The organism is Allobosea rubneri (assembly GCF_032464875.1).
Taxonomy (GTDB): domain Bacteria; phylum Pseudomonadota; class Alphaproteobacteria; order Rhizobiales; family Beijerinckiaceae; genus Allobosea; species Allobosea rubneri.
Map to the genome: position 1 here is coordinate 55,931 of NZ_JAWDID010000029.1, position 11,803 is coordinate 67,733.

Annotated in this window: 12 protein-coding genes and 1 pseudogene; 5 read left to right on the top strand and 8 right to left on the bottom strand. The window is 62.0% G+C overall.

Translation table 11 applies throughout. The features are described from left to right. Positions 1-112 precede the first annotated feature (112 nt). A complete protein-coding gene (locus tag RKE40_RS18250; protein ID WP_316019654.1) occupies positions 113-1,024 on the bottom strand; it encodes an NAD(P)/FAD-dependent oxidoreductase in 912 nt (303 codons plus the stop codon). A gap of 50 nt (positions 1,025-1,074) precedes the next feature. Continuing rightward, positions 1,075-1,707: a DUF6766 family protein gene (locus tag RKE40_RS18255; protein WP_066475867.1), complete on the bottom strand. Its 633-nt coding sequence runs from the start codon at positions 1,705-1,707 to the stop codon at positions 1,075-1,077. A 135-nt stretch (positions 1,708-1,842) separates the two neighbouring features. Between RKE40_RS18255 and RKE40_RS18260 the strand changes: the two genes are divergently transcribed. Next, positions 1,843-3,183: an SDR family oxidoreductase gene (locus tag RKE40_RS18260; protein ID WP_316019655.1), complete on the top strand. Its 1,341-nt coding sequence runs from the start codon at positions 1,843-1,845 to the stop codon at positions 3,181-3,183. Positions 3,184-3,582: 399 nt separating this feature from the next. Here RKE40_RS18260 and RKE40_RS18265 read toward each other — a convergent pair whose 3' ends face one another. From RKE40_RS18265 to RKE40_RS18285, 5 genes and pseudogenes are all read right to left on the bottom strand, one after another. Continuing rightward, positions 3,583-4,029, bottom strand: coding sequence for a hypothetical protein (locus tag RKE40_RS18265; RefSeq protein ID WP_316019656.1), 447 nt, complete (start codon positions 4,027-4,029; stop codon positions 3,583-3,585). Positions 4,030-4,045: 16 nt separating this feature from the next. Further along, entirely contained in the window at positions 4,046-4,423 is a 378-nt protein-coding gene (locus tag RKE40_RS18270) for a VOC family protein (RefSeq protein WP_066475876.1), read from the bottom strand. After that, a pseudogene (locus RKE40_RS18275) lies at positions 4,420-5,963 on the bottom strand (FAD-dependent oxidoreductase). Before RKE40_RS18275 ends, RKE40_RS18270 begins: the two are co-directional and overlap by 4 nt. Positions 5,964-6,055: 92 nt before the next feature. After that, the gene (locus RKE40_RS18280; protein ID WP_316019657.1) at positions 6,056-7,126 is read right to left on the bottom strand and encodes an ROK family protein; all 1,071 of its coding nucleotides are present in this window, start codon (positions 7,124-7,126) and stop codon (positions 6,056-6,058) included. Between the two features lie 163 nt (positions 7,127-7,289). Continuing rightward, positions 7,290-8,171, bottom strand: a complete 882-nt coding sequence (locus RKE40_RS18285; protein ID WP_316019658.1) for an alpha/beta fold hydrolase — start codon at positions 8,169-8,171, stop codon at positions 7,290-7,292. Between the two features lie 586 nt (positions 8,172-8,757). Between RKE40_RS18285 and RKE40_RS18290 the strand changes: the two genes are divergently transcribed. The 3 genes from RKE40_RS18290 to RKE40_RS18300 are packed head-to-tail and all read left to right on the top strand — an operon-like array spanning position 8,758 to position 9,822. Next, a complete protein-coding gene (locus tag RKE40_RS18290) occupies positions 8,758-8,964 on the top strand; it encodes a hypothetical protein (protein ID WP_316019659.1) in 207 nt (68 codons plus the stop codon). Next, positions 8,961-9,257: a PepSY domain-containing protein gene (locus RKE40_RS18295; RefSeq protein ID WP_316019660.1), complete on the top strand. Its 297-nt coding sequence runs from the start codon at positions 8,961-8,963 to the stop codon at positions 9,255-9,257. Before RKE40_RS18290 ends, RKE40_RS18295 begins: the two co-directional genes overlap by 4 nt. A gap of 25 nt (positions 9,258-9,282) precedes the next feature. Then, positions 9,283-9,822, top strand: a complete 540-nt coding sequence (locus tag RKE40_RS18300) for a general stress protein (RefSeq protein ID WP_066475886.1) — start codon at positions 9,283-9,285, stop codon at positions 9,820-9,822. A 544-nt stretch (positions 9,823-10,366) separates the two neighbouring features. Here the strand turns inward: RKE40_RS18300 and RKE40_RS29780 are convergent. Next, positions 10,367-10,630, bottom strand: coding sequence for a hypothetical protein (locus RKE40_RS29780; RefSeq protein WP_390893426.1), 264 nt, complete (start codon positions 10,628-10,630; stop codon positions 10,367-10,369). Between the two features lie 428 nt (positions 10,631-11,058). On the opposite strand from RKE40_RS29780, the gene RKE40_RS18310 reads away from it, so the two are divergent. Further along, the gene (locus RKE40_RS18310) at positions 11,059-11,253 is read left to right on the top strand and encodes a hypothetical protein (protein ID WP_316019661.1); all 195 of its coding nucleotides are present in this window, start codon (positions 11,059-11,061) and stop codon (positions 11,251-11,253) included. Positions 11,254-11,803 lie beyond the last annotated feature (550 nt).

Sequence of the window (11,803 nt, forward strand, 5' to 3'; positions counted from 1 at the left end):
CTGCCGGGGCGATTGCGGGTGCCGTTGCGGTCGGCACGTTGGCCTTCTTGAGGAGGCGCAGCCCCTCCGTCCAAGAGGCCGTTTCGCCGATGGGCTACCGGGACCGATTCGACTAGCGCAGGATCGGTTTGACGGCGGCCAGGTCGTTACGGATTGTGGTGGCGGCGACGCCGGCCTCACCCATCGCATGGCTGATTTGGTCCAACCCCACCACGACATCGCCCGCAGCGTACAATCCCGGGACATTCGTCCGCTGATGGGCATCGACCCGGATGCATCCCTCGTCGGTCAAGGTGGCACCGAGCGATGCGGCCAGTTCCGAATGGATCTCGGAGCCGAGGGACGGGTAGACGGCATCGAATGCCATCCGTCGGTGACCGACAGCGAAGTGGATCCGGTTTGGACCGAGGGCGAACTCGCTCGGCCGTCCTCGAGCCAACCTGATGCCGACCTTGTTGATCCGGTCGGCCTCCTGCTCGGTCAGTTCACCGTCTTGATCGAGGATCAGCGTGACCCGATCGGTGAAGGACCTCAGGAAGATGGCTTCGGTAACCGCGCGATCACCGCGGCCGATAACGGCTACGTTCTGGTCGGTCACTTCAAAGCCATCGCACACCGGGCAATAGCGCAGCCTGCCCGTGTGCAGTGCCTCGGCATGAAGGTCCTCGGCAATATCAGGTCGCCTGTTGGTCACTCCGGTTGCGAGAAGCACAGTTTTCGCAGGGCCTATCAACTCACGACCGCGAGACACGAACCCGAGGGGACCTGTCACCAACTCGTCGACATGCCCCTCGAGCAGGCGGGCCCCGTATTTGAGCGCCTGTTCACGCATGCGCTTCAAAAGCTCCGCTCCGGCAATGCCGTCCGGAAAACCGGCGTGATTGTGGGTGCAGGGGATCTGTCGCGCGCGGCTGTTGCCATCGTCGGCCACGGCCACGGAAAGATGGAAGCGCGCCAGGTAGATCGCCGCAGTCAGCCCCGCAGGTCCGCCTCCGACGACCAGGGAATCAAGCACTTCGGGCATCGCTCGCCTTTCACCGCGTGAAGTTCGCTCCCTGTCGGCCCTTCGCGTCTTCAGGCGCCGGTCTCGTCGTTGCCGGTCGCCACCGGTTTGGATTCGGGAGAGCCACGTTGTCGCAGGAAAATCGACAGGATGACCAGAAGTCCCGTCGAGAGGAATTCGGACTGCCAATTCTGGAAGGACTCGAACCAGAGCTGGGAATCACCCAGGTATCCGTATGCCGACTGAGCCGCCCGGCCATGAAGCGCCGCCTCCTGATTGGCAGCGACCAGACTGAACCACCAGTGCAGCAGGAACGACGCAACGAACAGAATGCCCAAGGTGATGCCGAGCGAACGTTCGTAGACCCAGGCCAGGACCGGATGACGGTCGCGCCAAGGAACTTCGTCTCCCTCGCGGTGGGGATCGTCCGGATCGCGCGACTCTGCCGAGCCGCGCTGGAAGAGCATTGCCGTCAGGACGACGTAGACCGCCATCTGAAGAAATTCGCTCTCCCAGTTCTCGAACAGGGCCGAAAGGAAGACGCCTCCGGAAAGGTAGGCGCTCAAGCCGATTGCAGTTTGACCATGGTCTCTGAGTTCTTGGTTCCGGGCTGCGTGACCGGTCAGGGCCATGCCTGCCAGTGAAGCAAGGAACATCGCCGAGAGCGCCAACGTTAGGCTGTTGTCGCGCAGGAAGTGCCGCATCTGACGCCGCCCCAGTATTCATGGATCCGGTTGGAGAACGCCGCCCGTGAATCCATGTTCCGCGTCGATGGACTTCCCGGAACTTCACGAGCGAGCTCCGGGTTGGGCTGCATTGGCCCAAGCACGGAGACTGCCGTGGATCGTATCGCCATCATCGGAGCTACGGGGCTGATCGGGAGCAGTATTGCGACCGCGCTAGCCACCCGCGGCAGCCGCGTCGTGGGCGTTGCCCGTCATGTGGGGTGCGCCCCCCGACGCCACCCGGCGATTGAGTGGACCGCTGCCGAACTGGGACGTACCGACAGGGGTGAATGGAAGATCCTGCTCAAGGACGTGACGGCAGTCGTGAACTGCGCAGGCGCTCTTCAAGATGGGCCGTCTGACGATCTCGAGCAGACCCATCGAACGGGGCTGGCCGACCTTGTCGCTGGATGCAGCGCAGCGGGGGTCAAACGTTTCGTCCATTTCTCCGCGATGGGCGTCGATCGAGCGACGCCGACGCGGTTCTCGGCGACGAAGCGGGCAGGTGACGATGTGCTTTCGGCCAGTGAGCTGGACTGGATCATTCTGCGTCCATCCGTCGTGCTTGGCCCGTCTGCTTATGGTGCCAGCGCGCTCATTCGCGGCCTGTCGAGCTTGCCGTATTTGCCCGTCATGCCGGATACGGGTGCGCTCAGACCGGTCGCACTCGAGGACGTCGTCGCGACGGTTGAGTTCTTCCTCCGGCCGGGCGCAGCGACACGGCTCGCGGTGGAACTCGCGGGGCCCGAGCGCTTCGAGTTCGTCGAACTCGTCCGGCTGTACCGTAGTTGGCTTGGCCTGCCGCGCGCGGTCGAGTTCGCCATACCGAGGTGGCTGGCAGCGCTTGCGTATCTTAGCGGCGATCTTGCAGGAAGACTGGGCTGGCGACCGCCGGTCCGCAGCAATGCAAGGCAGGAAGTGGCAAGAGGTGCGATTGGGGACGATGCCGAGTGGAAGAGTATTACCGGCATCAAACCCAGACGCATCGGCCAGACCCTCGAAAGCCGACCCGCATCGGTCCAGGACCATTGGTTTGCCGCACTCTATCTGCTGAAGCCCGTCGTCATCGGCAGTCTCGCGATATTCTGGATCGGCTCCGGATTCGCCTCGCTTGGTCCGGGCCTGCCCACCGGCATGAGCTTGATGGGGCAGGGTGGCGTCGCCGAGCCATTGGCAAAGCTCGTCATCGTCGGCGGCGGCGTCGCGGATCTGTTGATCGGCATGGGAATCGCATTCAGGAAGTCCGCGCGCCTCGCGATGCTCGCCGGGATAGGTGTTTCCCTTGCCTACGCTCTTGCTGGGTCGGTGGTGACGCCGTGGCTCTGGATCGACCCGCTGGCACCGCTTCTGAAGATCGGACCGGTTATTGCTCCGGACGGTCCTTCAGTCGCTTTTCGGTGCTGGTGGATCGAGAAAAGCTCGCGGTTCGCGAGCGTTCCAGTTCCCGCAAGCTAGCGGTCAACGCAGCCCCCCACACGAGATGCGCGATCAGCATCAGGCCGTTGCGACGGGCAGGGTGACGCGTTGCGGCCTTGAGACGCCGCGACGCGGGAATCCAACCGAGGTAGCTGGCGACCCAAACCGCGATTCCGTATGCGGCGCCTGCCGGGAGGTCCCTGCGTCGGCTGAACCCTCCGAAGAGAGCTCCGGCGGCGGCTCCATACAGAAAGTGGAAGACCAGCGTGGCTGTTGCCGTGCCGACCGCCAGAGATGGCAGGTCCTCGGCCAACTCACGGGGTGGAAGAGGGTATCGCTCCGACGAGGGGAGGGTCTGGTGAAGCCGTGACATCGTGGCCGTCATTGGCAGGGTGGCGACGAACCCCGCCAAGGCACCGAGGACCACTGTTCCCCGGCTCATCGGTTGGCCTTCCGCGCCGATGTTGCCCAGAGGGCGAGCGCCATCACGCCGTATGTCAAGGCGATCGAGCGCGGGGAGACAACCTTCTCCCATCCCGGCGTCAGGCGTTTGGGAACGACGACGTAATCGACGAAGGCAGCCAGGGCGGACACGCTGATGGCATCCACGGCAGCCGGGCGCCGAGGGCCGAGTTTCTGGAAGCCTTGGAAAATCGCTGCCCAGAAGATCGAGGTACCTTCGTGCGTCGCGAAACCGAGCAAGGTATGCTTGGCATCGACGTTTCGGGAGGCCGCCGCCTCATCGCCCCGAAACCAGTGTCCGGTCGCATTGGTCGGACGGACGGGATGTCGGCCCTCAGCCTTTGCTGCGAGCGCCAGTGCGATCGTTGAAGCCACACTCACCGCCGTGCCGGATAATGCGGCTCTTGCGAAGGTCTCAAGCATCTGCACCTTCCTTTTTTCATTTCCCGTGATGCGTGACGGCCTCGATCTTGTTGCCGTCTGGGTCGAGAACGAAGGCGCCGTAGTAGTGAGGGTCGTATTCGGGCCGCAACCCCGGAGCTCCCGCATCCGTTCCGCCGTGCTGCAAGGCGACCCGATGGAACGCGTCGACCATTTCCCGCCCTCCGGCGTCGAAGGCGATGTGGACGCCGTTACCAGCGGAAGCCGGTTTGCTGTCCACGGGGGTTTCGATACTGAATATGATTGTCGACACTCCATAGTCGGCGGATTCGTCGGATGCTTTGAGGAGACGCAGTCCGAGGACTTCCATCACCGCGTCGTAGAAGCGCCTGCTTCGCTCGACGTCTTTCGTTCCGACCGAGACGTGGTGGATCATCGGCCTTCTCCGGAATCGGTCGCTTCGACATCAGTGAGTGGACCGATTGCCGGAGCGTTGAGAACAGTCCCGTCCGGCGCGAAATGAGATCCGTGGCATGGGCAGTCCCAACACATCTCGAACGAGTTCCAGTGGAGATGACAGCCGAGGTGAGTGCAGGCGGCTGACTTCTCGATGACGTCGCCGTCCTCGGTCCGGAAGGCCGCGACCTTGCTGAGCCCGCGCCTGACGATTGCGCCCTGGCCAGCTTCCAGTTCATCGATCGAGGCAAGTTCTCCGGGAGCGAGATATTCGGCGAAGTTCTTCACAGCCGTGATGTTCTCGCTGACATAGGTCGTCGCAGCCTTCAGCGGCTTCCGGTCAGGATCGTAGACCGCGATGTATTCGTTCTCCTGTCCAAGGATGAGATCGGGGATCAGCAAGCTGGCCACAATGCCGTGGGTGATGCCTTGCCCCGAATCCCCGGTGGAGACGAGAACGCGTTCGCTGCCCGACTTGAGCCCGATGAAGCCGCAATAATCGAGCGTATCCATGACTTGACCCGACCAGCGATAGCGTTCTGGGCCGAGCTCCGGGACAAGCGTCTTGATCCAGGAGGTGAGGGCAGCGAACCGAGCATGAGCATCGTCGGCCTCGCCCGTCTTATGGTCCTCGCCCCCGACGATGAGGATGTCCTTGCCGTCGTCACCGGATGTCAACCGGACATAGTGATAGGGCTCCTCCGTGTCCCAGTAGAGCGCGTCATCGAACGTCCCGGTCTCGATTTCAAACCCCATCGCGTAGGTGCGATACGGCGCCTGCTTTGTGTGCAGGGCAACGAGATCGTGGATCGGGGAATTCGTCGCGATAACGGCGTGGCCGGCGGTAACCGTGTGGCCGGACACCAATTTCAGCTCGACCCTGTCGTTCTCCTCCTTCACCTCCACGACGGCGGTGTTGGCGTGCAGACGCGCGCCTTTGTCCGTCAGTGCCGTAGCCACGCCCCGCAGATACTTCAGCGGATGGAAGGTCGCTTGAGCGGGGTAGCGTAGGTACGAGCGATCCTCCAGCGTTCGCAGCGGCAGACCCTTTCCGCGCTTGACCGTGACGCCGATGTCCTTTGCCGCCGAGACCTCGTCATCCAGCACGCTCTCTTCGCTCTCGGGATCCAGGAACAGGATTCCATCGAGACGGCGGAATTCGCAGTCGATTTCCAGCTCCGCTTGAATGGCCTCAATTCGGTCGACGGCCGCGCTTTGACTCATCTGGAACGCCTTCGCCAGATCCTGCCCCCGCATCGACAACACTCGCTGAGCGAGTCATCACAGATGGGCGCAAGATGGGCGGTCGTCCGCGCGGTCATTCCGCCGGCGATCTCACCACGGTCGAGCACCACCACGGAAAGGCCGCGCAAGACCAGCTCGTAGGCGATGGACAAGCCAGCGATTCCGGCACCCACCACGGCAACGTCTGTGGAATGATCTTCCTCGAGGGGCGCAGCTTCCGGAGCCACCTCGACATGCATCCAGACCGACCGACTGCGTTCCCGTTTCGCGTTCATGGCAGACCTCCCTGGTCTGCCTCAAACGTCTCCCTGCGGATTAAGTTCGAACCGTTCTGAAGTTGATGAGCGAGAAGGGTGAAGCCTTCCGTTCAAGCTGATTTTTTCCCCTGCACCCTGTTTTCGAAGCTGGCGTTCCCGAGCCCGGTCCCGATTGTGAGAACGCCCCAATGCTGGACGTCCTGCATGAAGGGCATTTCGCTGAGGCCCTGGATCACGGCATCGTTGTGCATCGTCACCATGGTCTCATGCTTCCCGATCATCGGGACGGTCTCCCTCACACTGTCGATCAGATTGAAGCGACTGCTTTCCCAGTTTCCCGGGAGATTCTGGGCGCCGCGATCGATGGTGCCATCCGGTTGAATGATACCCGGGCACCCGATGCCGATGAACGGCGCCACCCTTAATCCAGCACGCTCGGCGGCCTTGATCTGGCTGCGGATCATCTCACCCATCCGCTCCACCGCACGATCACGATCCGTGGTTTCGTCGGCATGGCGCCAGAGTTCGAACTCGAACACTTTCGCCTTGCTCAGATCCGACGCCTTGGCCTGGCGCAGTTCCACGATGCCTGCCCGGATGTTGGAGCCGCCGATGTCGACGGCAACCAGACTATCGAACGCCTCGAACATCCACTTCGGGGCGATGTGTGCGTTTCCGATGAGACCCGCTTCATCGGGATGATGCCTTATTGGTTGTAATTCGATTGCCTGGCTTTGCGTGCGCAGGATGATGCCGGCTCTTGCTATCGCTAGTTCCCCGACGCGGCTTTGCCGAAACCCGCCTCCCACAATGACCCGTTCTATCTGCGACCAAGCCTTGCAGCGGCAAAATCGGCGAACGACCGTCGCCAGGGATTCCGCGTATCGCTCGACGGCCGTGTGGACTACCGCAGCCTCCTGAGGGCTGCCTTCGGCGAGCAGAGCGTCCAAATCCTTCTTCTTGAGGTCTTCGCTGGGTAGTTCGAGCGGATCGTCGCCGTTCTCGCGCAACGCCTCGCGCACGTCCTCCAGATGCTCGAAGATCGCCGCTCGCCTCGCCTTGTCGCCAACAAAACCGTCCTCATCGCGAGCTTCAAGATTATAGCTCGTCACCAGGACGGAGGGCAGTTGCGGCGCGCCATGAGGTCCGTCGCCGGGTTTCGATTTCGCGTTCTTTGCCATTGGAATCTCGCGCTGCGAGATACTCAACCGAGCCGAAGCGTCGAGGTTCCAGCCATTTGAATGGCGTGGCCGCTTCCTAATCCTGGCTCGCGTCTTGGCGATTGAAGCATGTAGACCGGTTGAGAGAACTGCCGAGCTTCGTGCGGGGCGCGTAGCGCGTTTCTCAGGACGGTAGACATTTATTCCTGCTGCCCCGGAAGAAGTCATCGAGGGCCTGAGCCAGCTCTGCGGGAGCTTCCTCCGCCATATGATGTCCGCTCGAGATCGAGGCGCCCCGAACATCGTCAGCCCACCTTTTCCAGACTGCCACGACGTCGCCGTAGAGGTCCGGCAGATCGTCCCGCTCCGACCAGAGAGCCAGCATCGGACACCGAATCCGACGACCCTGCGCACGGTCCTCGCGATCATGCTGCGCATCGACGCTCAGGCCCGCGCGGTAATCCTCGATCATCGTGTGGATCGTGACCGGGTCCGAGATGGCGCGGATGAAATCAGCGAAGTTCTCCTCGCCCATCGCTTCACGTGAACCTCCGTACCAAGCCAACGGATCGGCTCCGATAGCGCGCTCTGGCTTCGCCGGTTGAGCATAAAAAAACCAGTGCCACCAGCGCCGGGCAAAATCCGCGCGACAATGGTCGAGCGCCTCCAGGATCGGAACGCCGTCGAGCACCGCTAGCCTTTGGACTCGTTCCGGGTGATCCATGGTCATCCGGAATGCGACGTAGGAGCCTCTGTCATGGCCGGCGACGCCGAACGTGTCATGTCCCAGCCTGCGCATCATCTCGACCAGAGCCTGAGCCTTCGCTCGCTTTGACGAGTTCGCGTGATCGGGCCGGTCAATTGGTTTGAACGATCCTCCGAATCCCGGCAGATCCGGACAGACGACCGTATATCCGGTCCGGAGCATTCCGGCGACTTCATGCCAAGTTGTGTGGGTACGAGGATGACCGTGAAGGAGCAAAAGGGGCGGGCCGCTTCCGCCCACGCGGAGGCGGATCCCTCCGTCGGTCGCCTCCACTGTTTCAAGGGTGAAGCCTTCAAACATAGGAAGCGCCTTCCATCTTAGAGCCTCGATAGAACGGGCGAAAAAGCGGCATTAGGTAGTAAAACCACCAGATTTTGATCGCGCTTGTTTGATAGCGTCTGCTTCCCGCTTTCGGACGTTTCGGTTCGACGGCTACATCCCAACGTTCTCGACGGGTTTCGAGGTCAAGACACCAGATATGGCGAGAGCGGCCATCTATGCTGTTACGCGGCGGGGGCGATCCGGCCGTCATCCAGGAACTCGTCGACGAGGCGGGTCATCGTCAGCTCCAATCGATCGTGAGCCGACATTGCCCTTCGTAACCGGCGAGGCGCCTTGCGCGAGGCCCTGACTTGCGTTGCTAAAGCGGCTCAACTCCACACCGACTTTTACGACCGCACGCGGCTTGCGAGTTGGGTGCGACAGCAGGCCACTTGTGCGGATCCTTGCCCTGATGGTCCGGCTCGCCTGGGCCCTTATCGCTGCGGTTGGCCGGCGGGATCGGTGGGTCCTTGCTGATGGCTCCACCTCCTTGTCTTCCAGGTAACCCGCCCTCCAACGAAGTGTTCCGAGGCTGCTCGCTCCACCCTCAGGGAAGCTGAGCGTCATGCTCGACGGCGTCGCCGGCGCGATCAACCGCGAGGAGCGCGGCATCAAAGGCGTGCGCGGCAAAGCAGCGGTGGCCACTTTACGCGCTGAGATTGCGCGGTTCAGGCAGCTCAAAGCCCAGTGGCGAGGGGGAACCAATTTTTGGATGCACCGTTTCCCCGAGCATGGGCCTTCAGGCTTGGCCCGCTTGGGAGGAACGCTATGAGAAAACTTGTCATTACCTCGATCATCGCATCGATGCTTTCTCTGGGGGCTTACGCCCAGACATCCACGACCTCGCCCGCCCCGACGCCAGCTCCGGCCGATGCCAATGCGCCTCTCCCGGGCGCCAACAGCTTCACCGAGGGCCAGGCCAAGAGCCGCCTGGAGGCCAATGGCTATAGCGCTATCAGCGAGCTCAAGAAGGACGACAACGGCGTCTGGAAGGGCAAGGCCACACATGGCGGCCAGCCGGTTACCGTCAGCGTCGACTATCGCGGCAACATCACCCGCCACTGACCATAGCGCCTGGAGGAGATTTGCAATGACCCGCACGATCACCCGTTCTTACGATGATTATGCAGACGCGACCGCAGTCGTGGAGGATCTCGAACGTGCCGGCTTCTCGAATTCAGAAATCAGCGTGATCGGCCGGCGCGGCGAGGACGTTGACGACAGCAACGCCGGCGAAGGCGCAGGCATCGGCGCAGGTGTAGGCGGAGCCGCCGGACTTCTTGCGGGCTTGGGCATGATTGCCATTCCGGGCATCGGACCAGTCGTGGCGGCAGGATGGCTTGCAGCAACGGCCGCCGGGGCGGCGGCCGGAGCGGCTGCTGGGGGAATTATCGGTGCCATGACGAGCGCTGGCGTCGACGAGCGCGACGCTCACGTCTACGCCGAAAGTGTCCGACGGGGCGGCTCGGTGGTTTCGGTCCGAGCCGCTGAAGGCCGGGCCGCCGAAGCTGAGGCGATCATGGATCGAGCGACGCCGATCGACATGGCAACGCGTCGCGCTGATTACGAGCGCGAGGGGTGGACGCAGTTTGACGCGAACGCCAGCCCATATGCGAGGCCCGTAATCTAACTGGTTTCGCTTCTTCATCCCTGTCAGGCATCTGCCTGACAGGGCGCTTCATATGGATGGCCTGCCTTCGTTGGGCGTCCAAATCAATTAGTTTGAAGCCCCACAGGAAACCCGCGTCCCTCGCTCCTTTGATCAGGATCGCACGGTCACGGGCGTTAAAGTTCCGGGCCGACAGCTCGCGACTGAAATCGTGAAAAAACCGCGGCCTCATCGCCATGAACGTCGAGGCCCGAGCGAGCAAAGATGAGGGCGGCGACGAAGTGGTAGATTGAGAATTGCTTCAGGTCGGCTCGCCTGATCCACTCGACAGAGCGACTATTGTCGTCTTGCATGTAGTAAGCGAGCGCAACCATCCCGACATACTAACCAGACTGAACTGCACCTCTCGCGATGGCCTCCTCCATCATGACTGCACCTCGCCGCCAGCCCTCGCTCTCAACCCCAACGACACGGAAGTGCTTGCGGAGTTCGGATCACGGCTTGCCCACGACGTCGCCCTGGAATGCCCGGGTGCGCAGCGGGTAGCTCTTGGCCAAGCGGGTCTTTAACAACCGGTTCTCGCGACCATCGCGCCTTCGCGCCGCGTAAAGGTCGGGGTGTAGGTGCCCTTCGGAATGTCGATGATGACCGGGTCGTCGCTGGCCGACAGCAGATAATAGCGTTCCAGCGCTCGGCGCAGGCGTCCGGCTTCAATACGCACAACCGGATCGTTCATCGCATCAAAATCGAGGCCGCGGCCGAAGACATCGGTCGCAATGGCTATAGCCTTCAATCGATCGCCGCGGCCCGCCAGGGTCTCCTCAACCACGTAGGGAGGAAGCCTTGCACCCGCTGGGGCACCACAAAATCGCGACTTGCAAGGATTCGCGCTAATTGGTCCCGAACTGCTTGACGTTCAGGCGTAGCATTCAGGAGGACACTACTCGGCTGCATGTATAGCCCTGTCCGCATTCACTCGATTGTAGCCACAAGCATCCTCCTGGCGCAACGCAACATCGATACGACGCCGCTCGCGGACAGCTTGTCCAGCGATGATTGCCGCCGTCAACGAACCCATCGGCTACGAGTGCTCGGGACGGCTTAAGTGCCCAACTACTCATCAGCTAATATCGAGCGCTCAGTCTTCCCCTAAGGCCAATTGACCGAAAGGTGCCGGCTGTCAGCGTCGCCTGATGGTCAGCTCGGACAAACCCAATAGAGCGACACTGTGCGAGCACGGGCGGCAGCGCGCTTCGCATGCCGCAACACCGCCGCGCTTTGGCCGTTGCAGGGGGCGAGAACTTTCTCGATTTGTGTGAGGGCTATGAGCTGGCATGGGCCGGCGTTGATCACTGGTCACACAGGGCTCTGACGGGCGACGAGATCCGGGCATATTTCGTCCTGATCGAAGCCCTAGAGGCCGAGGTGATCGCTCTTGTTGCCAAGCATTGAAGGGAAGAGCTCGCTACCCGTGAGGGTAGCGAGCAAGTTGTCCGCCCGCCGGTTACCTCCAGGGCAGAAGGCGACCGGCGTGACCGGCACCCGCCAAGGGCCGATCTTGCGGAAAACCGTCTCGTCTCAACAAGGTTCCTGCACTAGGGAGTGCATACCTAACGCAGGCGCGGAACCAGCGGGCGAGAGGACAGTTCCGGGGATGGCTAACTGGTTTCGGAGGCCCCGCTGATGTCATCTCCGACGGCCCTCTGGTTGCTCGCAGTCGCGCTCGTGATTGCCACGATCTGCATCCTAAGCTGCGGGATCCCTGGCCTGAACGGCGCTCCCGTCAGCTTGCTGAATCGCTAGTTGCGTCCTGAGGCTCGCTGCGCGACTTCCCCCGAAAGTGCGCGATGGCCCGCTCGACGAGATCATCTTCGTCTAGGTTCAGGACCTATTAATTTGGTTTGAGATGTGATTCACGGTGTCCGGGAGGGTACCGTGATGGGTGATTTGTTTCTGTTGAGCGAGCGCCAGATGGCGCGGATCGAGGCGTATTTTCCGCTCT